The 23,232-nt window shown below is 74.2% G+C and carries 16 protein-coding genes, 1 tRNA gene and 3 pseudogenes; 13 read left to right on the plus strand and 7 right to left on the minus strand.

Annotation, left to right across the window (positions count from 1 at the left end; translation table 11 throughout):
* Positions 1 to 121 precede the first annotated feature (121 nt).
* On the plus strand, positions 122 to 1,591 hold the full coding sequence (locus tag ABZX40_RS37430) for a GH1 family beta-glucosidase (protein ID WP_355738798.1): 1,470 nt from the start codon (positions 122 to 124) through the stop codon (positions 1,589 to 1,591).
* A 249-nt stretch (positions 1,592 to 1,840) separates the two neighbouring features.
* Here the strand turns inward: ABZX40_RS37430 and ABZX40_RS37435 are convergent, their stop codons facing one another.
* Together ABZX40_RS37435 and ABZX40_RS37440 are read right to left on the minus strand one after the other, a co-directional pair.
* Positions 1,841 to 3,244: a HAMP domain-containing sensor histidine kinase gene (locus tag ABZX40_RS37435; protein ID WP_355738795.1), complete on the minus strand. Its 1,404-nt coding sequence runs from the start codon at positions 3,242 to 3,244 to the stop codon at positions 1,841 to 1,843.
* Complete coding sequence (locus tag ABZX40_RS37440; protein WP_355738793.1) at positions 3,241 to 3,945, minus strand: response regulator transcription factor; 705 nt, start codon at positions 3,943 to 3,945, stop codon at positions 3,241 to 3,243. Before ABZX40_RS37440 ends, ABZX40_RS37435 begins: the two co-directional genes overlap by 4 nt.
* A gap of 120 nt (positions 3,946 to 4,065) precedes the next feature.
* Between ABZX40_RS37440 and ABZX40_RS37445 the strand changes: the two genes are divergently transcribed.
* From ABZX40_RS37445 to ABZX40_RS37455, 3 genes and pseudogenes are all read left to right on the plus strand, one after another.
* The gene (locus ABZX40_RS37445) at positions 4,066 to 4,617 is read left to right on the plus strand and encodes a hypothetical protein (protein WP_355738790.1); all 552 of its coding nucleotides are present in this window, start codon (positions 4,066 to 4,068) and stop codon (positions 4,615 to 4,617) included.
* A gap of 253 nt (positions 4,618 to 4,870) precedes the next feature.
* Positions 4,871 to 5,041 (plus strand): annotated as a pseudogene (locus ABZX40_RS37450) (S8 family serine peptidase); the annotation flags it as partial.
* Between the two features lie 100 nt (positions 5,042 to 5,141).
* A complete protein-coding gene (locus ABZX40_RS37455; protein ID WP_355738787.1) occupies positions 5,142 to 5,285 on the plus strand; it encodes a hypothetical protein in 144 nt (47 codons plus the stop codon).
* 28 nt (positions 5,286 to 5,313) lie between these two features.
* Here ABZX40_RS37455 and ABZX40_RS37460 read toward each other — a convergent pair whose 3' ends face one another.
* Complete coding sequence (locus ABZX40_RS37460; protein ID WP_355738785.1) at positions 5,314 to 6,189, minus strand: fused MFS/spermidine synthase; 876 nt, start codon at positions 6,187 to 6,189, stop codon at positions 5,314 to 5,316.
* 81 nt (positions 6,190 to 6,270) lie between these two features.
* Positions 6,271 to 6,666, minus strand: a complete 396-nt coding sequence (locus ABZX40_RS37465) for a hypothetical protein (protein WP_355738876.1) — start codon at positions 6,664 to 6,666, stop codon at positions 6,271 to 6,273.
* 333 nt (positions 6,667 to 6,999) lie between these two features.
* Between ABZX40_RS37465 and ABZX40_RS37470 the strand changes: the two genes are divergently transcribed.
* Positions 7,000 to 8,433, plus strand: a complete 1,434-nt coding sequence (locus tag ABZX40_RS37470) for a tetratricopeptide repeat protein (protein ID WP_355738782.1) — start codon at positions 7,000 to 7,002, stop codon at positions 8,431 to 8,433.
* 836 nt (positions 8,434 to 9,269) lie between these two features.
* Here ABZX40_RS37470 and ABZX40_RS37475 read toward each other — a convergent pair.
* Positions 9,270 to 9,863: a histidine phosphatase family protein gene (locus ABZX40_RS37475; RefSeq protein ID WP_355738780.1), complete on the minus strand. Its 594-nt coding sequence runs from the start codon at positions 9,861 to 9,863 to the stop codon at positions 9,270 to 9,272.
* Positions 9,864 to 10,102: 239 nt separating this feature from the next.
* On the opposite strand from ABZX40_RS37475, the gene ABZX40_RS37480 reads away from it, so the two are divergent.
* The 7 genes and pseudogenes from ABZX40_RS37480 (at position 10,103) to ABZX40_RS37510 (ending at position 18,451) form a co-directional block, all read left to right on the plus strand.
* Positions 10,103 to 11,086: a phosphatase PAP2 family protein gene (locus ABZX40_RS37480; RefSeq protein ID WP_355738777.1), complete on the plus strand. Its 984-nt coding sequence runs from the start codon at positions 10,103 to 10,105 to the stop codon at positions 11,084 to 11,086.
* A pseudogene (locus tag ABZX40_RS37485) lies at positions 11,025 to 12,194 on the plus strand (hypothetical protein); the annotation flags it as partial. The gene ABZX40_RS37480 and the pseudogene ABZX40_RS37485, both read left to right, overlap by 62 nt.
* Before the next feature lie 683 nt (positions 12,195 to 12,877).
* Positions 12,878 to 14,500, plus strand: coding sequence for a hypothetical protein (locus tag ABZX40_RS37490; protein ID WP_355738774.1), 1,623 nt, complete (start codon positions 12,878 to 12,880; stop codon positions 14,498 to 14,500).
* Entirely contained in the window at positions 14,497 to 15,849 is a 1,353-nt protein-coding gene (locus ABZX40_RS37495) for an AAA domain-containing protein (RefSeq protein ID WP_355738771.1), read from the plus strand. Before ABZX40_RS37490 ends, ABZX40_RS37495 begins: the two co-directional genes overlap by 4 nt.
* Before the next feature lie 1,260 nt (positions 15,850 to 17,109).
* The gene (locus tag ABZX40_RS37500; RefSeq protein WP_355738768.1) at positions 17,110 to 17,478 is read left to right on the plus strand and encodes a hypothetical protein; all 369 of its coding nucleotides are present in this window, start codon (positions 17,110 to 17,112) and stop codon (positions 17,476 to 17,478) included.
* Positions 17,479 to 17,698: 220 nt separating this feature from the next.
* Positions 17,699 to 18,387, plus strand: a pseudogene (locus ABZX40_RS37505) (hypothetical protein).
* A tRNA-Lys gene (locus tag ABZX40_RS37510) sits at positions 18,378 to 18,451 on the plus strand. The pseudogene ABZX40_RS37505 and the gene ABZX40_RS37510 overlap by 10 nt, the downstream one beginning before the upstream one ends.
* 62 nt (positions 18,452 to 18,513) lie before the next feature.
* Here ABZX40_RS37510 and ABZX40_RS37515 read toward each other — a convergent pair.
* Positions 18,514 to 19,779, minus strand: a complete 1,266-nt coding sequence (locus ABZX40_RS37515) for a M6 family metalloprotease domain-containing protein (protein WP_355738765.1) — start codon at positions 19,777 to 19,779, stop codon at positions 18,514 to 18,516.
* Between the two features lie 333 nt (positions 19,780 to 20,112).
* Here ABZX40_RS37515 and ABZX40_RS37520 point away from each other — a divergent pair, with 333 nt between their 5' ends.
* The gene (locus tag ABZX40_RS37520) at positions 20,113 to 22,032 is read left to right on the plus strand and encodes an EAL domain-containing protein (protein ID WP_355738762.1); all 1,920 of its coding nucleotides are present in this window, start codon (positions 20,113 to 20,115) and stop codon (positions 22,030 to 22,032) included.
* 64 nt (positions 22,033 to 22,096) lie between these two features.
* On the opposite strand, the gene ABZX40_RS37525 is transcribed toward ABZX40_RS37520, so the two are convergent.
* Entirely contained in the window at positions 22,097 to 23,191 is a 1,095-nt protein-coding gene (locus ABZX40_RS37525; protein WP_355738759.1) for an LLM class flavin-dependent oxidoreductase, read from the minus strand.
* Positions 23,192 to 23,232: the final 41 nt, after the last annotated feature.

A 23,232-nucleotide genomic window follows, 5' to 3' on the forward strand; every position in this document is an offset into this window, starting at 1 on the left:
AGCCCCAGTAGTCAACAACCCCCTCACCACCCCCTATGGGAGCGCTTCCATGCCGTCCAAGTCATCCATGTCATCCATGTCGTCCACACCGTCTATTTCGTCCACGTCGTCCACGTCGTCCATGTCGTCCACACCATCCGCCTCACCCGTGCCGACGCCCCTGCCGTCCCAGAATCCGGCCGCGTTCCCCGTGGGGTTTCTCTGGGGTGCCGCCACGTCCGCCTATCAGATCGAGGGCGCGGCGCGGGAGGACGGTCGTACTCCGTCGATCTGGGACACCTTCAGTCATACGCCGGGCCGTACGGCCGGTGGTGAGCACGGGGACGTGGCCGTCGATCACTACCACCGCTACCGCGAGGACGTCGCGCTGATGGCGGAGCTGGGGCTGAACGCCTACCGGTTCTCGGTGTCCTGGCCCCGGGTGCAGCCCACCGGACGGGGGCCGGCCGTGCAGGTGGGGCTGGACTTCTACCGGCGGCTGGTGGATGTGCTGCTCGCCCGGGGCATCAAGCCGGCGATCACCCTCTACCACTGGGACCTGCCGCAGGAGCTGGAGGACGCGGGAGGGTGGCCGGAGCGGGAGACGGCGTACCGGTTCGCCGAGTACGCGCAGTTGGTCGGGGAGGCGCTCGGTGACCGGGTGGAGCAGTGGATCACGCTGAACGAGCCCTGGTGCAGCGCGTTCCTCGGGTATGGCTCGGGCGTGCACGCGCCGGGCCGTACCGATCCGGTGGCCGCGCTGCGGGCCGCGCACCATCTCAATCTGGCGCACGGACTGGCCGCCTCGGCGCTGCGGTCGGTGATGCCGGAGCGCAACACGGTCGCGGTCAGTCTCAACTCCTCGGTGGTGCGGCCTGTGTCGGAGGACGCCGCCGATCTGGCCGCCGTCCGGCGCATCGACGATCTCGCCAACGGGATCTTCCACGGCCCGATGCTGCACGGCGCCTACCCCGGGACGCTGCTGTCGGCGACCGCGCCGCTCACGGACTGGTCGTTCGTCCGGGACGGGGACCTCGCCGCGATCCGGCAGCCGCTGGACGCGCTGGGGCTGAACTACTACACGCCCGCGCTGGTCTCCGGTCCGGTGGCCGGTGACCGGGCGTCCGGCGCGCGGGCCGACGGCCATGGCGCCAGCGAGCATTCGCCCTGGCCGGGGGCGGACGACGTGGTGTTCCATCAGACGCCGGGCGAGCGGACGGGGATGGGCTGGACCGTCGACCCGAGCGGACTGCACGAGCTGATCATGCGTTACGCGCGCGAGGCGCCCGGACTGCCGCTCTACATCACGGAGAACGGGGCCGCCTACGAGGACGCGCCGGGTCCGGACGGCCGGGTGCACGACCCCGAGCGGATCGCCTATCTGCACAGCCATCTGTCGGCCGTGCGCCACGCCCTCGCGGACGGCGCCGATGTGCGCGGCTACTACCTGTGGTCGCTGCTGGACAACTTCGAGTGGGCGTACGGGTACGGGAAGCGGTTCGGGGCGGTGTACGTGGACTTCGCGACGCTGGAGCGGACGCCGAAGTCCAGTGCGCACTGGTACGGACAGGCGGCGCGGACGGGGGTTCTGCCGGGGGTCGGGGCCGTGTAGCTGGGGGGGGTGTTCTTTCTGGGGGAGGGGGTCTCTGAGGGGGGAGGGGAAGCGGGGCGCGACACCATATGGGGGGGAGGTGTCGCGCCCCGTCGACTCCCCTCGGGGTCCGGGCGTGTCAGGGCGCCTTAGCCAGGGGAGGTCGGGGCGCCGAGGCGATGCCCTCTTGGGGGAACACATCACACGCTAGCGAAGCGGAATCCAGCACATCACCTTTAACGGGCGTTAGTCGGGATCCTTAGGGTGGGCTTAAGGAAGGGATCGGGGCCGGTTAAGCGAGGGGACCAGCCGGCGGGGCCGGCGTCTTCGCATCCCCCCGCGATGCCCCCGCCGCTCCGGTCGGCGCCCGTCGAGCTGGATCCAGATCCGCACCTCGGTGCCGCCCAGCACGGACGACCCGATCCGTACGTCCCCGCCGGTGGACTCGGCGAGGCGGCGCACGATGTCCAGGCCGAGCCCGGTCGAGCCGTCGCTGCCGGAACCGCTCCCCCGGGCCATGGCCTCCTCGGGGTCGTCGATCCCCGGCCCGGCGTCCGAGACCAGCACGATCACCGCGTCCTCCCCGTTGTGCAGGTCGACCGCGAAGGCGGTGCCCTCCCGGGTGTGCCGGAAGACATTGCCGAGCAGGGCGTCGAGCGCGGCGGCCAGTTCGGCGCGGGCCACCGGTATCCGTACCGGGGTCTCCGCCCCCGCCACCCGCCACTTGCGGCCCTCGTCCTCGGCGAGGGCGGACCAGAAGCCCATCCGCTCGCGCACCACCTCGGCCGCGTCGCACCCGGCGCCCGGCCCGGCGGCGACGGTCTGCGGCTTCGCCTCCCGGGCCGTCCGGATGATGGTGTCGACCTCGCGCTCCAGCTGGGCGACGGCCGCGCGGGTCTGCTCGGCGGCCGGGCCCTCGCCCAGCGAGGCCGCGTTGAGCCGCAGCACGGTCAGCGGGGTGCGCAGCCGGTGGGAGAGGTCGGCGGCCAGCTCCCGCTCGTTGTGGAGGAGCTGGACGACCTGGTCGGCCATCGAGTTGAACGCGACCGCCGCGAGCCGCAGTTCGGTCGGGCCCTCCTCGGGGACGCGGGCGCCGAGCCGGCCGTCGCCGAGTTCGCGCGCGCCCTCGACCAGCCGCTGGGCGGGGCGGACCATCCGGGCGCCGAGCCGGTCGGCGACCGCGACCGAGCCGACGATCAGGGCGAGGCCGACCCCGGCGAGGACCGCCCACGCCGTGCTCACCCCGCGGCTGACGGCGGCGTCGGCGACGTACACCTCGACCACGGCGATCTGGCCGGAGCTGAGCGCCACCGGCTGGAGCAGCGCGGAGCCCTCGGGGACCTCGGCGGTGGAGGCGCGGCCCAGGGTGCGGGTGGCCTCGATGTCCTCGGGCAGGGCGCGGGGCACGCCGATCCCGGCCGTGGACGTACCGCTCGCGGTCGGCAGATGGACGGCCATCCGGGCGTCGGAGCCGGCCGCGGCCATCGCCCGCCGGAGCTGCTCGCGGTCGGTGGTGATGGACAGCGCGGGGGCGATCTCGGCCGCGTCCCGCTCGGCGTTGGAGAACGCGCGGTCACGGGCCATCTCCTGGATGACCAGGCCCAGCGGTACCGCGAAGGCGACCACGACCATGGCGGTGACCGCCAGGGAGACCTTGACCAGTGCCCATCTCATCGCGGCGGCTCCGCTCCCGGTGGTTCCAGCTTCACCCCGACGCCCCGCAGGGTGTGCAGATAGCGCGGGCGGGCCGCGGTCTCCCCGAGTTTGCGGCGCAGCCAGGACAGATGGACGTCGATCGTCTGGTCGTCGCCGTAGGACTGCTGCCACACCTCGGCCAGCAGTTCGCGGCGGGGCACCACCACTCCGGGGCGGCCGGCCAGGAACGCCAGCAGGTCGAACTCCCGCCGGGTCAGGTCCAGTCGCTCGCCGTCCAGCTCGGCCTGGCGGCGCAGCGGGTCGACCGTCAGCCCGCCCACCCGCAGCACCGGCGAGGGCGGGGCCTCCCCGGCCGTGGACCGGGAGCGGCGCAGCACGGCGGCGATCCGCGCGGACAGGTGCTCCACGGAGAACGGCTTGGTCAGATAGTCGTCCGCCCCGTCGTTGAGCAGCCGCACGATCTCCGTCTCGTCGTCCCGCGCGGTGGCGATGATCACGGGTACGTCGGTGATGCCGCGCAGCATCTTGAGCGCCTCGGCGCCGTCCAGATCGGGCAGTCCGAGGTCGAGGATGACCACGTCGAAACGGAAATGGGCGACCTCGCGCAATGCCTCCAGCGCCGTACCGACGCTGCGCACGGTGTGCGCGGCCTCCGTCAGATGCCGGATGAGCGCCGAGCGTACGAACTGGTCGTCCTCGACCACGAGCACACTTGCCATGCGCGGCACCGTACGCCATACGGGCGATACCCATCGGCCGCCTGTGGACAACTCCCGGGTTGTGGAAAAGCGTCACGGCGGCGGGACACCACCGGGGCGGGTGGGGCAGTATGGCCCCCGATGCTGCGAGGTCTCGTTCATGTTCTGGCTTGGTCGCTCGCCACGGGCGCGGCGGTCACGCTGTCCTGGTGGGGTGTCCACTCGGTGATGGTGGCGACGGCCTACGACCCGCCGCGCGCCCTGCCGGTGACGGTGGCCGCCGAGGCGGACGAACGACCGGATCCGCAGGTCACGCCCACGGTGCCGGAGTCGTCGGAGCCTCCGGAGGCCAGTGATCCGGCGCCGTCCAGCGAGCGCCCGGCGGCCCCGGGCACCACCCCGCCCTCCACCGGCCCCACCACCCGGCCCGCCGCTCCGAGCACCCCGGCCACGACCCCGCCCGCCGCTTCCGGCACGGTCCGCAGCTATGACACCGAGGCCGGGCGGGCGGTGTTCGACATGGGCGCGGCCTCCGCGACACTGGTCTCCGCGAAGCCCAACGCCGACTGGTCGATGCAGGTCTGGAAGACGGAGACCTGGATCCGGGTGGAGTTCTCCTCGGGCGCCGAGCGGGTGTCGGTGTTCTGCACCTGGCACGACGGACCGCCCCGGGTGGACGTGGGGACGTACTAGCCCTGCCCCGGGCCCTGTTGGTCGGTCGCGGTACGGAAATACGGTAAGCTGATCACAGAGCAGCCCACCGGGGAAACCCGGGCAAACTGCCCTCGCGTTGGTGGTCCAAGTCAGGACGCCCCGCTTCCTGCGGGGAAATGCAGGTGCAAGCCCTGCCCAGCGCTCCAGACGACGAACCCTGTCCCCAGGTCATCCATAGGGGACGGGGTTCTTCGCGTTTTCGGCCCATCACCTCGGACAGGGCGCGCTGTTCGTGGTCGCGGCGGGCGACGCCGGGGGCGCGGGGGCGGACGCCCCACGCCCGGCGCCGGGCCATGTCACCCTCGGCGGCGCCTCCATGGCCACCCCGCATGTCGCGGGCGCGGCGGCCCTGCTGACCCAGCGCCACCTGGACTGGAGCGGCGCCCGGATCAAGGCCCTGCCGACCGGTTCGGCGGCGCCCGGCGCGTTCACGGCGTACGAGCAGGGCACCACGCTCCACCGCGACGGCAGGCTCCTCGCCACGGCGGACCGTCCCGGCGAGCGTGATCCGCTACGGCCCCGCACTCGCCCTCGGCTCCATCGCCCCGGCGGGCGGATCGGTGTCCCTGCGGGCGGTGGTCCGGGACCGGGACCGGGACGGGAACGAGGTCGCGCGGACGATCGTGGATGCGTATCGGCCGGTGTAGGCGCGGAGCGCCTCCCCAGGGCTCCGTTTCAGCGGAACACCGACGGTGGTGGTGCCGGGGACGCCACCGCCGTCGTGTCCGTGACCGGGACGGCTCCGCCGGTGAAGTCGGTCAGGGAACGGCCGTGTTCGACGCGGGCGGGGTGGGGGTCGGAGGCGGCCCGGCGGGTGAGGTCGGCGAGGGGGAGGGGGTGGTCGGAGGCGACCAGTACGGCGTTGCCGAAGCGTTTGCCGCGCAGGACCGCCGGGTCGGCGATCAGGGCGAGTTCGGTGAACCGGGCGGCGGCGGTGGCCATCTGGCCGCGCAGATGGGCCAGCGGTGGACCGTCGGCGAGATTGGCGGCGTACAGGCCCCCCGGGCGCAGGGCCCGGCGTACCTCGTCCAGGTACTCGGTGGAGGTGAGATGGGCGGGGGTGCGGGCGCCGCTGAAGACATCGGCCAGGATCAGATCGGCCCAGCCGTCGGCGACCTTGGCGAGTCCTTCGCGGGCGTCCGCCGATCGGACGCGGATGCGGGCGCCGCCGGGCAACGGGAGGGAGCGCCGGACCAGTTGGACGAGGGGGGCGTCCCGCTCGATGACCTGCTGGGTGGAGCGGGGGCGGGTGGCGGCGAGATAGCGGGCCAGGGTGAGGGCGCCGCCGCCGAGGTGCACGGCCCTGAGGGGGGCGCCGGGCGGGGCGGCGAGGTCGATGACATGGCCGAGGCGGCGCTGGTACTCGAAGGAGAGGAACGCGGGGTCGTCGAGATCGACGTACGACTGGGGCGCCCCGTCGATCAGCAGGGTCCAGGCGCGAGGCCGGTCCCGGTCGGGGATCAGCTCGGCGAGTCCGCCGTCGACGGGCTCCACGACCGCCCCGGCGGGTCGGCGCCGGGTGCCGTTCCTGGACTGTCCCGACTTCCCCATGGGGCCATTGTCACAGGGGGTCGGGGGCGGCGCCCGCGCTGGGCGCCGGTTCGCGGGGCCGGGGACGGTCCCCGGTCGCCGTCAGCGGCAGTTGTCGGCCGCCTCGATCAGCCGGGCCGCCTCGCCGAGCGCGGCGCGCAGGACGGCGGGGTCGGTGGCGAGATCGGTGCCGTGGCCGGTGTCGGCGGGGGGCAGCAGCCAGTCGGAGCCCTCGACGGGGGGTTCGGGGGCGACGCGCAGACCGCGGCCCTGGGTCTCGGTACAGGTGCTCCCGGGGACGTCCCAGGCGGCGGCGGTGCCGGGCGGGACGAGGAAGCCGAGGGTGTCGCAGCCGTTGTCGTGCAGGACCGGCCCGACGGCGTCGCAGGCGCCGCGGCGCAGGATGTCGACGGCCTCAAGTCCCTGCCGCGCGGGGACGGTCACCAGGTCCCAGGCGGTGGGCCACGCGGTCGGTGGCCCGCCCCGTGCGCCGCACATCCCGCGCGCACCGCGGAAATCGATACTCTGTCTGGTCTCCATCCCGGCCTCCACCACGAACCTCCTTGGGCATGGGGTCGGGAGTCGGGGTCTCCCGGTCCGCAGGTTCAACGCCGCGGGGGCGTCAACGGCTACGCCGGAAGTGCGCCGCAAAGGATGGCAGTTCATGGCAGATCAAGGATGAGATATCCGGTTTGTAGCCAAACGCTGCGTGGCGGACCGGCCACATTGGGTACGTTCATGCCGCCGGACCGCAAGGGAACCAACCCGACAACCGGGTCAACTCCTCTCGAATCCGGCAGGGTTCGACGCTTCGTATGAGAGGACCCGGCCATGACGTCGTCAAAGGTGACCTCGTCCCAGCCCCGACGGCCACCGCGGCCGAACCTCGCCTTCCGCCGGCTGCGCGGACGGCGCTCACCGGCCGAGTTCGCGGCGGAGGTGCGCCGCGCCGCACGGGAGATCGGCGAGCAGGTCAGCTGTGACGCACGGTACGTCGGCCGGGTCGAGGCCGGCGAGATCCGCTGTCCCAACTACGCGTACGAGCGGGTCTTCCTGCACATGTTTCCCGGCCGCACGCTGACCGACCTGGGCTTCGCGCCCCGCTCCTCGGTCCGCGGCCGGGGGGCGCGGACGACGACCGCGGTACCGGCCCCCGCACCCACCGGGGACCCGGCGCGGGGCGCCCCACGGGACCCGGACGACTGGCACCACGACTACGAGGAGAGCGACGTGCTGCGTCGCGCATTCATGACCGGCGGGAGCGCCACCGCGGCCACCGTCTCGCTGGGCCCGCTGGGCCCGCTGGCCCTGGCACCGGACGCGTCCGCCGCCCAGCGCCCCGCCACCCGCCCCGCGCGGCGGGCCGGGTCGAGCGAGGCGGGCGCTCTGGAGGAGGCGGTCCGCCGGATCCGGCTGCTGGACGACCGGCACGGCGCCGACGGACTGTACCGGCGTGCCGCGGCGCCGCTGCGGGCCGCCTACGCGCTGCTGGACGCCGGGGCGACCCGGCAGGCCACCGCCGACCGGCTGCACGCGGGCGCCGGGGAACTGGCGATCTCGGTGGGGTGGCTGGCCCACGACTCGGGCCGGTTCGACGACGCCCGGTCCCACTACGCGGAGGCGCTGGCCACCGCGCGGGTCTCCGACGACGCCGGGCTGGAGGCGCACGCCTTCTGCAACACGGCGTTCCTCGCGCGCGACACCGGGCGTCCGCGGGAGGCGGTGCGCACGGCTCAGGCGGCGCAGCGGATCGCCCGGCCGCTGGGATCGGCGCGGCTGATGTCGCTGCTGGCGCTGCGCGAGGCGGGCGGCTGGGCGGGGCTCGCCGACCGCACCGGCTGCGTCCAGGCCCTCGCCCGCGCGCAGGCCCTCTTCGAACGGGGGCCCTGTGAGGCCGATCCGGAGTGGATGACCTTCTACGGCGAGGCCGAGCTGGAGGGCCTGGAGGCGCAGTGCTGGTCGGCGCTCGGGGACTGGCCCCGCGCGGCCCGGCACGCCCGGCGCGCGGCCCACCTCCAGGATCCGCACTTCACCCGCAACATCGCCCTCTACACCGCAGAGCTGGCCGACGACCTCGCGCGCGGGGGCCACCCCGACGAGGCCGCGCAGGCGGGCCTGCGGGTACTGGAGCTGCTGGGCCAGGTCCAGTCGTCCCGCATCCAGACGATGCTGGCGGCCACGGCCCGCGTTCTGCTGCCGCATCGGCGGACGACGGGGGTGTCGGACTTCTTGGACCGGCATGGGGGGTTGCCGCGGGCTGTTTAGGGGGTGGGGGCGGGGTTGAGGGCGGGCGCGGGTGGGTGGCGTGGCTGGGGGTGGTGTGTGGGGGCGGGCCTTGCGTGCGGGGGCGGGTGGCCGCGGGCGGTGGGGTGGGGAGCGGGTCTCGGGGGCGGCCCGGGTAGTCGCGGCGGTGTGAGGGGGCGGGCCCTTGAGAGCCGGCTCGGGTAGTCGCGGCGGTGTGAGGGGCGGGCCCTTGGGAGCCGGCTCGGGTGGCCGCGAGCAGGCGGGAGAGGGCGGGCTCCCTTGGCGGCTGACCCAGGTGACACCCAGGTAGCAGCGAGCGGTGGGAGAACGGGCCCTTGGCGACGGGCTCAGAGGGCTGGGGACGGGTGTCTGGGAGCGGGCTCCCGGAGGCGGGTCCGGGTAGCCGCGAGCGGGTGAAAGGGCGGGCCCTGGGAGGGGCCCAGATGCGCCGGGCGGCGGGAGGGAGCGGCCCTTGAGGGCCCGCCCAGGTGCCTGCAAACGTCGGCAGGAGCGGGCCTCTGGGAACCGGCCCCGGGGAGCGGAGAGCGGTGCGTGGGAGCGGACACCTGAGGGCTGGCCCGGTAGCCGCAACCGGTGTGAGAGGGGCAAGCCCCTGGGAGCCGCCCCAGGTAGCCGTAGGCAGTACGGGGGGCGCGGCCCTTGGCGGCGGGCCCAGGTAGCCGCAACCGGTACGAGAGAAGCGGGCCCCTGAGAGCGGCCCCGCGTAGCCGCAGCCGGTACCAGAGGGCGGGCCCCCGGGAGCGACCCCAGGTACCCGCAAGCAGTACGGCGCGGCGCCCCGGCGGTCGGCCAGGGCACCGCGAGTCGCAGCACAGGGTGGGTCGGTCGCGGCGCGGCTAACCCATATGCCCGCGGTCGTTCCAGCTGTCGATCGCCGGTTCGCCGTAGGCCCAGCCCAGGATGGACAGGGACGTGGGGGCCAGGCGGATGCGGGCGGCGAAGTCGAGGGGGAGGCCGAGCCAGCGGGCGCCAAGGGCGCGCAGGATGTGGCCGTGGGCGAAGACCAGGACATCGCGGTCGGCGGAGCGGGCCCAGGCCACGATCTCGTCCGCGCGGGCGGTCACCTCGGCGACGCTCTCGCCGTCCGGGACGCCGTCGCGCCAGATCAGCCAGCCCGGACGGACCGCCTGGATCTCGTCCGGGGTCATGCCCTCGTAGGCCCCGTAGTCCCACTCCTGGAGGGTGTCCCAGGGGGTGGCGCGGTCGGCGAAGCCGGCGAGTTCGCAGGTCTCGCGGGCGCGGACCAGCGGGCTGGTGCGGACCTCGGCGTCGGCGAGGCCCGCGAACGGCGGCCGGTGCAGCCGCTCCCCCAGCAGCTTCGCGCCGCGCCGCCCCTCGTCGAGCAGCGGGACATCGGTCCTGCCGGTGTGCTTGCCGGCCAGCGACCACCGGGTCTGCCCGTGCCGGGCCAGCAGGATGCGCGGTGCCATGGAGACCTTGGAGACCTTTCGGGAAATGCCGGGCGTCGGATGGGTGTCCCTGTCCTTACGGGAGTCCGAAGACCGGGCGGCGTCCCTCCATCATCGCCGACGCCCATATGGGGCAACCCGGCGGGCGATCCCTGCGTCTATCGGGGCTGGAGTGCCCCATCGCTGCCGCGGGTGTACGCCGTAGAGTGACCCGACCGGTACGCCGGCGCCGCTGACAGGACGAGGGGGAGGGCGATCGGATGCCGCATTCCGACATAGCGGGCACCGGGGCGTCCCCGCCACCCCGGGCGCGCTGGTGGACGGAGCTGCTGCTGATCCTGCTGGTGTACGGCTCCTACTCGGCGGGGCGGCTGCTGGCCCGGGGTGACGAGAGCACCGCCGTCGACCACGGCCTGGCGATCCTGCGTCTGGAGAAGGCGCTGTGGCTCAACGCCGAGCACCCGCTCAACCGGCTCTTCACGCGCGAGGCGTGGATCGGGATACCGGCGGACTTCTGGTACGCCTCGCTGCACTACCTGGTCACCCCGGCCGTCCTGATCTGGCTGTTCCGCTCCCGGGCCGTGCGCTACCGCGCCGCCCGCGCCTGGCTGATGACCTCGACCTTCATCGGTCTGATCGGCTTCACCCTGTTCCCCACCTGCCCGCCCCGGCTCCTCGACCCGGCCTACGGCTTCGTCGACACGATGGCCCAGTACAGCGCGTACGGCTGGTGGGCGGGCGAGGCGAGCGCGCCGCGCGGGCTGGGCGGGATGACGAACCAGTACGCGGCGATGCCCAGCCTGCATGTCGGCTGGGCGCTGTGGTGCGGGGTGATCCTGTGGCGGTACGGCGGGAACCGGTGGACGAAGGTCGCCGCAGTGGTCTACCCGCTGGTGACCACGGTCGTGGTGATGGGCACCGCCAACCACTACTTCCTCGACGCGGTCGCGGGCGCGGCCGTGATGGGCCTCGGGCTGCTGCTGACGCCGTATGTGCTGCGGGGCGCGGAGCGGGTGCGGACGCTGGTCGTCCGCCGGATCCCGGCGCTCACTTCGGGCTCTCCGGGCGCTTCGGCCCCGGTTGTCAGTGGTGGATGCCAGACTTCCCAGGGTGAACGAATTCCACGGCAGCGAGAGTCACGTACCGGACCGGGTGCCGCCCCCGCGGACCCGGGCGACGACGATGTCGCCGGATGGGGACTCTCCCGCAGCGGCGGCGCCGAGAGCGTGGGCAAGGCTCGCTGAGCTGCGCGGCCCCGGCGTCCCCGCCAAGGCGCTGGACGCGCGCGCCCTCGCCGCCCTGGCCGCCAACCCCGGCTGCGACCGCCGCGCGATCCTGGACGGCGCGGGGGTGAACAAGGCCGAGCTGGCAAGCGCGCTCGGCTCCCCGTCGGCGTTCGGCCAGTCGCAGTTCGCCTTCGCGCGCGGCAACGCCTTCGAGGCCCGGGTCAAGGCGGACGGCGGCGCGGAGTTGCTGTCCCTGGTGCACCGCACCCTCGACCCCGGCGCCGAGCCGCCGTCCGGCGCCGAGGTCCCCGACCTCACGGCCATCGGCCCCGAGGGCCGCACCGCGCGGACGTCCCTGGCCCTGCGCGAGGCGACCGGTTCCGGGGACTCCGGGAGTTCCGGGGACTCAGGGGATTCCCGGGATGCGACGGGCTCGGGGAAGTGGACGCTGCTGGACCATCCGATGCTGGCGCTGGAGGTCGCGGGCGCACCGGCCTTCCTGGAGCCGGACGCGGTGGTGGTGCATCCGGACGGGCGCTGGACGGTGGTGGAGATCAAGTCCTTCCCCCTGCTGGACGGTTCGGCCGACCCCGCGAAGGTCGGCGCCGCGGCCCGCCAGGCGGCGGTGTACGTGCTGGCGCTGGAGGAGGTCGCCGCCCGGCTGGACCCGGCCCCCCGGGTCGGCCACCGGGTGCTGCTGGTGTGCCCCAAGGACTTCTCCAACCTGCCCACCGCCTCCGCCGTCGACATCCGCAAGCAGCGCGCGGTCACCGCGCGGCAGCTGAGCCGGCTGACCCGGCTGGACGAGATCGCCGAGGCGCTGCCCCCGGGTGCCTGCTTCGCCCCCGACCTCCCGGCCGAGCAGCTCACGGCGTCCGTCGAGGCGGTCCCAGCGGCCTACGCCCCCGAGTGCCTGTCGGCCTGCGAACTGGCCTACCACTGCCGGGCACGCGCCCGCGCGTCCGGCGCGGTCACCGCCCTCGGCCGCCCGCTGCGCGCCGAACTCGGCGCCCTGACCGACATCGACACCGTCCTGGCCACGTCCCGGGGCACCCACGGCGACCCGACGGACCCCACGGTCACCGCGCTCCGCCGAGCGGCCCGGCTGCGGGCGGAGGCCCTGGGGGGCGCGGGGTTGCCGGTGGCCGACGTGGGGGGCGCGGGATTGCCGGTGGCCGACGCGGGGGTTTCGGTTCCGGCGTCGGCGGATGCCACCGGCACGGCGGGCGAGCGGACCGGGGCGCCGCTGAGCGGCGTACACGATCCCGGCGGGGCCGGGGCGGATCGGCTCGGGGCCGCCCGCTCCGCGCCGGGCGCGGGGGCGGCGACCGGCGCGGTGGGCGAAGGAGCCTCGCGGCTCACGGACCCGTGGACCGGCCCGAGGGGCGGGCAGAGTCCGCCCCTGAGTGGTGTTGGTGGGACCTCGCCGGGCGCGGGGACCGGCCCGGTGGATCGGCAGGGTCCGCCGCTCACGGACGCCAGGAGCGGTACCGGTCGGAACTCGCCGGACGCGGCTGCCGGGACCGGCACCGCAGGCGAAGGCACCGGCGCGGTACCGGAGCGAGCCGGGCCACCGCCGCTCCTGGGCGCCGGAGGCGATACGCCAGGCGCGGAGACGGATCGGCTCCGGGCCACCTCGCCGGGCACGGGCCCGGGGACCGGCCTGGGGCCGAGCAGGGCGGTGGCCTGGTCGTCGGCGCCGGGCGCTGGCCCGGTGGGCCGGCAGGGGCCGCCGCTCAGGGACGTCCGGAGCCATGGCGGTCAGGTCCCGCCCGGCGCGGGTTCAGGGATGGGCGGGGAGGCGTCGGGATGTCGTTGATCTCCGCCTTGGGGCGGCTGGAGGCCGTACGGAGCGGGCGGGCTCAGGCCGCGGCGACCGTGCGGCACCGGCAGGTGTCCCCGCACCCCCTGGTGTTCGTGCCGCTCACCACCGCCGGTGAGGCCGGGGCGCCGCTCGGCGCGCTGGTCGGCACCGACCGGGACGCGCCCCGGCTGCTGACCGTGCCCCAGCCGCGCGACCGCGAGCTGCGGTTCGCGTTCCTCGCCGAGCTGGCCGACATCGTGCTGCCGTACATCGACGCCTACGCCGAGTCCGTGGAGGCCGCCGAGCGCACCGAGACCGACCCGGAGACCGGCAAACGCGTCAAGGTCCAGGTCGACCTGTGCGCGGACGCCCCGCAGCTGATCGTGCCGAACCGCGCGGGTATCGCGTACGTCCGGCTGCTGGGCCGTTCGACGCGGTTCCGGCGGACCGCCGAGCAGGACCCCGAGGCGCCCTATCCGGCGCCCCCGCGCGTGCCGCTGCTCGGGCGCTGGCTGACCCACTACGGGGAGCGGGCCCGGGTGCCGGGCTCCTCGCTGCTGCTCGGTATGACCGATCTGCTGGCCCGGCACTGGGCCACCGGCCAGTCGAGCATGGAGGACCAGCACCTGGGCGCGCTGCTCGCCTGGCTCGACCCGCCCGGCGGCGCGTCCGGCGCCGAGGCGGCGCTCCGCGCGGAGCTGGACCGGGACCGCGAGGGCCAGCTGCGCTGTCCGCCCGCCGGACCGGCCACCGACCCGGCGTTCGACAACAAGCTGCTCGCCCCGGCCATCGACCGCTACGACCGCGCCCGTACCGCCTTCGCCGCCGCCGAGGACGGACTGGAGGCCGACGACCGGCTCCGGGAGGTGACCGCCGCCGAGCGGGACATCCGGGCCCTGGTCGAGTCCCGGACCCGGCCCACCTGGAACGCGGTGTGGCGGGGTCTCGACCTGCTGCGGGAGCTGCCGGAGGGGGCGCGGGTCGCCGAGCGGTGGACGCGCGACCGCTGGTCCTTCACCGGCCACCGCGACCGCGTGATCGCGGGCGAGCCGCCCCAGCCGCGCCACGACGACGCGGTGACCGCCGCGAACAAACTCGCCACCCGTGAGCGTGAACAGGCCCGTCTGGAGGCCCAGGAGGCGCTGGACGATCCGCTGGTGATGGCCGGGCGGCGGCTGGCCGGGGAGGCGTTCGCGGGCGAGGTCGTGGACGTCGTCATGGCGTACAGCGAAGGCAAGCGCCCCAGTCCGCGCCCGCTGGTCACGGTCCGTACGGACGACCGGCCGTATCTGGGCGAGCGGGCCAAGGCGTTCCGCTCGCTGGGCGGCAAACCGCAGGCGGCGGAGTTCGTCGGCTACGAGGCCGATGGCGATGACGATGACGATGGGGAGGACGGGCCGCTGCTGGTCGTGGTGCGGATCGTCGACAAGATGGGGCGGGGCAAGGAGCCCGAGGAGGGGTCGGTGCCGGAGAAGGGCGACCGGGTGTGCTTCACCCTGTTCGAGCACGAGCAGCGCGGGGGTGCGCGGCTCCCGGAGCCGGAGGACACCCCCTGGACCCATGGCGGACCGCCGGACGAGACGGCCGTCCCGGCGGCCGACCCGGTCACCGAGGAGGACGTCCTGTGACCACCGCAGCCCCGGCCCCGGTGCCGCTCGACCCCGGCGCGGCGGCCTCCCGCGCGACGGACGCGATCCTCGCCGACACCCTGCGTGGCACCGAGCGCGGTGTCGTGGTCGACTCCCCGCCCGGCGCCGGGAAGTCCACCCTCGTGGTCCGCGCCGCCCTGGAACTCGCCGACGCCGGACGCCCCCTGATGGTGGTCGCGCAGACCAACGCCCAGGTCGACGATCTGGTGCTGCGCCTCGCCGACAAACGCCCCGACCTCCCGGTGGGCCGCCTCCACAGCAGCGACACCGACCCCTACGACAAGGCCCTCGACCCGCTCGACCAGGTCCGTACGTCGGCGAAGGCGGCCGATCTGGCAGGGCTGCCGGTGGTGATCTCCACGGCGGCGAAGTGGGCGCATGTCACGGTGGACGAGCCCTGGCGGCACGCGATCGTCGACGAGGCGTACCAGATGCGCTCGGACTCGCTGCTGGCGGTGGCCGGACTCTTCGAGCGGGCGCTGTTCGTCGGCGACCCCGGGCAGCTCGACCCGTTCTCGATCGTGGGCGGCGAGCAGTGGGCGGGCCTGTCGTACGACCCGTCGGCCTCGGCGGTGACGACGCTGCTCGCGCACAATCCGCAGTTGCCGCAGCACCGGCTGCCGGTCTCCTGGCGCCTCCCGGCGTCGGCGGCGCCGCTGGTCTCCGACGCGTTCTACCCCTACACCCCGTTCCGCAGCGGCACCGGCCACGACGACCGGCGGCTGACGTTCGCCGTCCCGGCCGACGGTTCCGGCCCCGACCGGGTGATCGACGCGGCGGCCGAGTCCGGCTGGGGCCTGCTGGAGCTGCCGCCCCGGCACACCCCGCGCACGGACCCGGAGGCGGTCCGCGCGGTGGCCATGGTGGTCCGGCGGCTCCTGGACCGGGGCGGGGCGGCGGTGTCGGAGCGGTCGTCCGAGCCGGTGGCACTGACGGCCTCCCGGATCGCGGTCGGCACCGCCCATCGCGACCAGGCGGCGGCCGTCCGCGCGGCCCTCGCCGAGCTGGGCGTCACCGGGGTCACGGTGGACACGGCCAACCGGCTCCAGGGCATGGAGTTCGATGTCACGGTGGTGCTGCATCCGCTGTCGGGGCGCCCGGACGCCACCGCGTTCCATCTGGAGACGGGCCGGCTGTGCGTCCTCGCCTCGCGCCACCGGCACGCCTGTGTGGTGGTGTGCCGGGCGGGCGTGGCCGACCTCCTCGACGCCTATCCGTCGACCGAGCCGGTGCAGCTGGGCACGCTGGTGAAGTTCCCGGACGGCTGGGAGGCGAACCACGCGGTGCTGTCGCATCTGGGGGAACACCGGGTGACGTGGAGACCGTGAGACGCGGGGACCTCCCTCCGGTCGGCGTCCGGCCAGCGCCGGCGGGGTGGCGCCTGGAAGCCGCCGGGTGCGGCCTACGGGGACGGCCTCGTCGGCCACCGTCGCCGGCCGACGCCCTGGGCGTCTGAGCCGTGCACCACACGGTGCTGTCCCGTCTGGGCACCACTCGGTGCTGTCCCGTCTGGGCACCACTCGGTGCTGTCCCTCTGGCGAAAACACCAGGTGACCTGGAGACCGCGCCTCCGCGCCGGGCTCCGCCGACGGCCATCGACCCGGTCGGCTGCAACGCCGCCGCCGGGCCCAACGCCCCTGGGGTGGCCCCTGGCCGCCCTGGGGTCGGCCTACGGGGGCAGCCGCGAGGGGCCATCGACGTCGCCGGGGTCCGGGTCGCCGCCCGCCCGATGCGCGGGCCCCGGCATGGCCTTTGGGGCAGTCGCGACGGGACCGGCTCCGCCCGGCCCCGGGTGATCCCCGGCCGCCCCTTGGCGCGGCTGGGGACAGTCGCGACGGCCACCGCCCCGGGCGGCTGAGAGGCGAAGCGCGCGGTGCTGTCCCCTCCGGGGGAGCACCGGGTGACCTGGAGCGCCGGGCTCTGCCGACGGCCACCCTCGGCGCCCACCGCCGTCGCCGTCGCCGTCCGGCCCAACGCGCCGGGGTGGTCCCTGACGGCCCCGCGCGCGGCGCGCTCACCCAGCCGCGACGACCACGTCGCCGATCCGGCCCGCCCGGAAGCCGTCCCCAGCCGTCCCCCGGCGGTAACCGGCCTACGCCGGTCATAGGTACCCTCGCCGCCGCGCCCCCACGCACGGCCCACTGCCCACTGCCCCGGACAGCGGCACCCGGGACAACCCCGGAAGCCCCCGCCCCGCCGCCGTGTTGTGGCGGATGTGACGTGCGGGACGGCGGGCCCTCTTGCGCTCACGCGGGACAATGGACGGTGGCCCGTGACGTTCGCGTGCGGGTGCGCCCCTCACGCAGCACGAACAGCGGACCGGAGCCCCGGACCGGCGACCCGAAACCGGGCAGCCGGACCAGCGGCCCTGGACCAGCGACCCCGAACCGGACGCCCAGACCGGGCACCCGGATCGGGCAACCAGACCGGGACCGAACCGGACACCCGAACCGGACACCCGGAGCGGGCAGCCGGAGCGGGCAGCCAACCGGGCACCCGAACCGGGACGGCACCGCAGGCCCAGGCAAGCAAGACGGACAGACCGGCACCACCGAACCGAGCGGAAACGCGAGACCGGGAGGAACGACATGGCGGAGCCCACGCCGCGCCGCAAGGAGCCGCGGCTACGCCCCGCGCCCCTGCTCTTCGAACCGATGCAGGCGGCGGCCGATCCGGAGCACTTCTTCGACCTGGAGTCGATCGACGACCCGCGGGCGCTGCTGGCGCGGGCGACGGAGCTGACCCAGGCGTTCCGGGCGGCGACCGACCGGGCGGTCGAGTTCCAGGCGATGGCGGCGGCCCAGCTGGCCGATCCGCGCCGGTTCGACCGGCTGACCCCGGCGGACATCGCCGCGCGGGCCGAGTGGACCGAGGACTACGCGAAGAAGATGGTCGAGTTCGGCCGGGACCTGATGAGCGGCGCGGAGGGCGGGCGGGAGCACGTGGATCCGGTCTGAGGGGGGGGAGGCGTCCGCGCCTCGCAGCCCCCGGCAACAAGCCCCCCGCATATGCCAGCCGGGCAAGATACCGCCCCCAGGTGGGCCCTGTCCCGATTTTCGGCAACTCATGGAGACCGGCCGCTCACAGCAGGTAGATCTGGATGTCATGAGCCGCGCCGGGAATGAACCTTTCTGCACACCCCCCACCAGCACCGCACCCAGCACCGCGTCCAGCGCCATCTTCGCCGCCTTTCCCTCCCCCCTCGGCCCCTCCGGCCCCTCCGGTCCCCCCGGTCCCTCCGGTACTGAGGACGCCGACAGCAGGCACGGTGCCGATGTCGCCGGGGTCACCCCGGACGGTGCCGCCTGGCTCGCCTCCGCCGGGGCCTATCCGCGCAGCACGCTCGCCGTCTGGCAGGAGCATCCGGACGCACCGGTCGTCCTGCCCTGCGGGGCGCCGTCTTCGACGTGGTGAGCGCGCCCGTGGTGTTCGGCCGCCGGATGCTGGACCGGCTGTGGGACGACGGGCCCGGCTCCGGGCCGGTCGCCGTCTACCGGGGCCGGGTGCTGCTCTTCGCCGCCTCCGGCACGGCCCAGCGGCTGCCGTCGCTGCTGCACTGGGAGGAGTGGGGCGCCCGCGACGGCGACGACCCGGACGGGGGCGGCCGTACCGGAGGTATTCCGCCGCTGCTGTGTCATGGCACCGGCGACGCCGTGACCGTCCCGGCGCCCATCGGCGCCGACGGCTGCCACGGCCCCTTCGACAACCGCTGGCTGGTCGCCCCGGACACCCGCCACCCCTGGCTGCCCGGCCCCGAGGTGCTGCTCTGGGCCGCCGTACGGGCCGCCCGCGCCACCGTGCGGATATCGATTTCTCCTCCTCAGGAGCAGGGTGCTAAGGTCTACGACGTCAGCAGGCGCCGCTAGCTCAGTTGGTTAGAGCAGCTGACTCTTAATCAGCGGGTCCGGGGTTCGAGTCCCTGGCGGCGCACGACATCGGTGACGGCCGGTTCGCGGAAACGCGGACCGGCCGTCATTTTGCTGTGCGCCCAGCTAGTCGGCCGGGGTGATTCTGACCGTCCAGGCCCCCGTAGGGGTCCGGTCCTCCACCTTCACCGTGACCCGCTCCCCGGGGACCGTGAAGCTCTCGCCCGGTTCGACGGGCGCGTCCGCCAGGGGCGGGTAGACGGAGCTGCGCCAGCAGGACTCCGAGCCGGGGTGGGCGTCGACGACCCGGACCGGACCGGTGCCGGAGGGGGCGTCGGACTGGACGCGGTACACCAGGACGCCCTGGCGGCAGGTGGTGGCGTCGTTGCCGACCGCGCCGCGCGCCTCGAAGGCGAGCGCGCTGTCCGGGCCGGTGCGGACCACCGCCAGTTTGGTGCCGCGGCCGGTGCCGAAGGCCGGGGAGCCGGCGGTGGCCGTCGCCGGGGTGCCGGGGCCGGTGCCGAGGGACTCCAGGGTGAGCCGGGTCGGGCCGGTGCCGGGGACACAGGCCACCTGGCGGTCGTCCAGCCAGCCCAGTTTCCACTTGTGCCAGGCGAAGAGATCCGGGGCCAGTCCGAACTGGCTGCCCATCAGATCCCAGTCGCCGACATGAGTGTCCCAGTCACCCCGGCCGTCGACCGGGCGGTGGTAGAGGTCGGGCAGATCGAAGACATGACCGGTCTCATGGGCGAGTACCAGCCGGTCCGGCGGATGCTGCTCGAAGACGGTCACCACCCGGCGGATGTCGGTGCCGTCGGCGCGCAGCGGGGTGTCCAGGTTCACCACCTTGGTGGCGTCGGAGTCCACCCCGGGGGCGTCGGGATCCGCGACGAAGTAGACGACGTCGTAGCGGGAGAAGTCGACCCGGCCGTCGGACACGGCCAGGGCGTCGCGCAGATAGGCGGCCCGATGGGCGGCGTTCCAGTCACGCTGTATGGCGTACGCGGTGGAGGGGCGCGGCATACGGATCCACTGGCGCTGCGGGTGGGCGCGCAGGGTGAAGCGGCCGTAGGAGGCGCGGGCGAAGAAGTCGGAGGTGGCGGGGAAGTGATCGGCGGTCAGTTCGGCCGGGGTGGTGCGGGGGGCCGCGTCCGGGAAGGACAGGAAGATCATCACCGCGTCCAGGGCACGGGCCGGCTTCGGATAGGCCGCGTTCCAGGTGTCCAGGCCCTCGGAGTGGTGGGCGTCGGTGCGGCCGAGGGCGCACGGGGAAGCGGCGAACGGCTCGGCGATGGAGGGAGCGGTGATGAAGGAGGTGGCGGCGACGGCCGACAGGACGGTGAACACGGCCGCGGTGCTGCGCAGTCGGGGGCGCGGAAGCGGACGCGGCACAGGTACCTCCGGGAGCGGTTCAGGGGACACCGCACCCAGCCTGTGGGAATTTCAGGTTGTATGCCCTGTTTGTCTACCCCGGCCGGGTGAGGGGCCGGTCACACTCGCCGGGTCGACACCCCGGGAATGTTCACGGTCCGTCACAATCGGTCGGTGGTTGTGGAAACCGGTCCCCGCACGGGCAGAAACGATCTGTCAGGACAGTGGAGCAATCCGCGACACTGGACAGTGGCTGGAAGGGCCGGGGACCAACCTCTATGATCGGCACACTTTCCTGACACTTTCCTGCCCGGACAGAGATCGAGCGGATCGAGTGCACTGCGGGAGCGAGCGGTGAGCGGAACGTCCGAAGGGCCGACGCCCGCGGCAGACCTCATCCGGCCGGCCGTCACAGAGAGTGAGCACAAAGAGGCTCGACGTACGGGGGGTGCCGGAGTGAGCGCTGATACTCCCGCCGGAAGCCCGCGCGGGCCCGGCGACCCCTATCGTTCGGCGTTCGTGTCGTCGCCTCTCGCCATGGCCGTGGTGGACGGCGAGGGGCTGGTGGTCAGCGCCAATGACGCGCTGGGCGAACTGCTGGGCATCGTGCCGGAGCGGCTGACCGGGAAGACGGCCGCCGAGCTGATGGACCTGACCTCCGACGCCCGCACCTGGCACGCCTACCGCGAGGTGCTGCGCGGACGGCAGGCGCGGCTGCGCTGCACCCGCCGGCTCAAGCACCCCGACGACGGACACGCGGTCTGGGTGCAGATCACCGTGGCCCCGCTGCCCGGCGATCCGCACCGCGTCCTGCTGTCGGCGGGTGACATCAGCGCCCGTCGCGAACTCCAGGGCCGGCTGCGCCACTTGCAGATGCACGACCCGGTGACCCGGCTGCCCAATCGCACCCTGTTCTTCGAGCGGCTGACCGCCGCGCTGGAGGCCGAACCTGAGGTCACCGGCGGCACCGGGCGGATCGGGCTGTGCTATCTCGACCTCGACGGCTTCAAGGCCATCAACGACACCCTCGGCCACCGCATCGGCGACCGGCTGCTGACCGCCGTCGCCCAGCGGCTCACCCGCTGCGCCAACGCCGCCGGTCACACCCGGGCCAGCGCGCCCCTGGTGGCCCGGCTCGGCGGCGACGAGTTCGCGCTGCTGGTGGAGGACTCCACCGGCACCGAGCAGCTCGCCGATCTCGCCGAGTCCGTGCTCACCGCGCTCCAGGCGCCGTTCGACCTGTCCGGGCGGCGGCTGTCGGTGTCGGCGTCGATCGGGGTGGTCGAGCGGCTCGCGGCCGGGACCAGCGCGACCGGCCTGATGCAGGCCGCCGACACCACGCTGTACTGGGCCAAGGCCGACGGCAAGGACCGCTGGACCCTCTTCGACCCGGAGCGCAACGCCCACCGGATGACCCGTCAGGCGCTCGCCTCCACCCTGCGGCCCGCGATCGAGCGCGGGGAGTTCGTCCTGGAGTACCAGCCGCTGGTGGGGATGGCGGACGGCAGGCTGAGCGGGGTGGAGGCGCTGGTGCGCTGGAACCATCCGCAGTTCGGGATGCTGACGCCGAATCGCTTCATCACCCTGGCCGAGGAGGACGGCGCGATCGTGCCGCTGGGCCGCTGGGTGCTGGCCACCGCGTGCCGCCAGGCCCGCCGCTGGCAGCTCGACCACCCCGACGAGGAACCCATCTTCGTCAGTGTCAATGTCGCGGTGCGGCAGGTGTGGGACTCGGATCTGGTCGCCGATGTGGCCCGGATCCTCGCCGAGACCGGGCTCGCCCCGCATCTGCTCCAGCTGGAACTGACCGAGTCCGCGGTGATGGGCTCCTCCGGGCGCCCGCTCCAGGCTCTCCAGTCGCTCAGCGACATGGGGGTGCGGATCGCCATCGACGACTTCGGCACCGGGTACTCCAATCTCGCCTATCTGAGCCGGCTGCCGGTGTCGGTGCTGAAGCTGGACGGCTCGTTCGTCCGGGGCTTCCAGTACGAGGAGCGGGAGGCGGGCGCGGCCGGGACCAACCCCGCCGACGAGGTGGTCGTCGAGGCCATGATCCAGCTCGCCCACCGGCTGGGGCTGACCGTGACGGCGGAGTGCGTGGAGACCTCCGCGCAGGCCGGACGGCTGCGGCGGATCGGCTGCGACACCGGGCAGGGGTGGCTGTACTCCCGGCCGGTGCCGCCGGACCGGATCGCCGAACTGCTGACCTGCCCCAGCCCCAGTCCCAGCCCGAGCACGGCGGGGTCGGGGCAGGCGGCGGTCGGGAACGGGTAGGCGGGACGGACCGGCGGAGGGGTAGGCGGATCTCACTTCCGCAACTGGGTTGCGGAAGTGAAATTCACCTGTCGCCGCCGGGGAAGCCGTAGGCGTCGGCGATCAGCGCGTAGGAGCGCAGCCGCAGGTCGCTGTCCGGGGTGTTGCCGGTGATCATCAGCTCGTCGGCGCCGGTGCGCTTCTGGACGTCGTTCAGCCCGGCCAGCACCTCGTCCGGGGTGCCGTGGACGATGTCGGCGTTCCAGGAGTCGATGAAGTCCTGCTCCATCGGGCTGAACGCGTACGCCTCCGCCTCCTCGGCCGTCGGGATCAGCCCCGGGCGGCCGGTGCGCAGCCGGACCATGCCGAGCGCGGACGCCCGGATCTGGCGGCGGGCCTCGGCCGGGTCCTCGGTGGCGAGCGCGTTGACGCCGATCAGCGCGTAGGGCTCCGCCAGGACCGGGGACGGCTTGAAGGACTCGCGGTAGAGATCGAGCGCGGGGACGGTGTTGCGGGCGGAGAAGTGGTGGGCGAAGGCGAACGGCAGGCCCAGCATTCCGGCCAGCCGGGCGCTGAAGCCGGAGGAGCCGAGCAGCCAGACCGGCGGGCGGTGCGGGGACTGGACCCCGCCGGGGGCGGTGCCCTGGACCGGGCCGGGGACCGCGTGGATCCGGCGGTAGGGGTGGCCGTCGGGGAAGTCGTCGTCCAGGAAGCGGATCAGTTCCGCGAGCTGCTGGGGGAAGTCGTCGGCGCCCTCGTTCAGGGTGTCGGTGCGGCGCAGGGCGGCGGCGGTGGGGCCGTCCGTGCCGGGGGCGCGGCCGAGGCCGAGATCGATCCGGCCAGGGGCGAGGGCCTCCAGCGTGCCGAACTGCTCCGCGATGACCAGGGGGGCGTGGTTGGGGAGCATGACGCCGCCGGAGCCGAGGCGGATACGGGTGGTGTGGGCGGCGAGATGGGCCAGGATCACGGCCGGTGAGGTGCTGGCCACGCCGGGCATGGAGTGGTGTTCGGCGACCCAGTAGCGGTGGAATCCACGGGATTCCGCGAGGCGGGAGAGGGCGACGCTGGTGCGGAGGGCGTCGGTGGCGGTGCTGCCGGCGGAGACGGTGGCGAGATCCAGCACGGAGAGGGGCACCGGGGCGGTGCCGTGGGGTGTGCCGGGGATGTCTTGTGCCACCACGGGGGCCTCCGGGGGTGCGTCGGGTTCAGTTCCCCCGGCTA

Origin of the sequence: Streptomyces sp. NPDC004610, assembly GCF_040609715.1 — a bacterium.
Classification (GTDB): Bacteria; Actinomycetota; Actinomycetes; order Streptomycetales; family Streptomycetaceae; genus Streptomyces.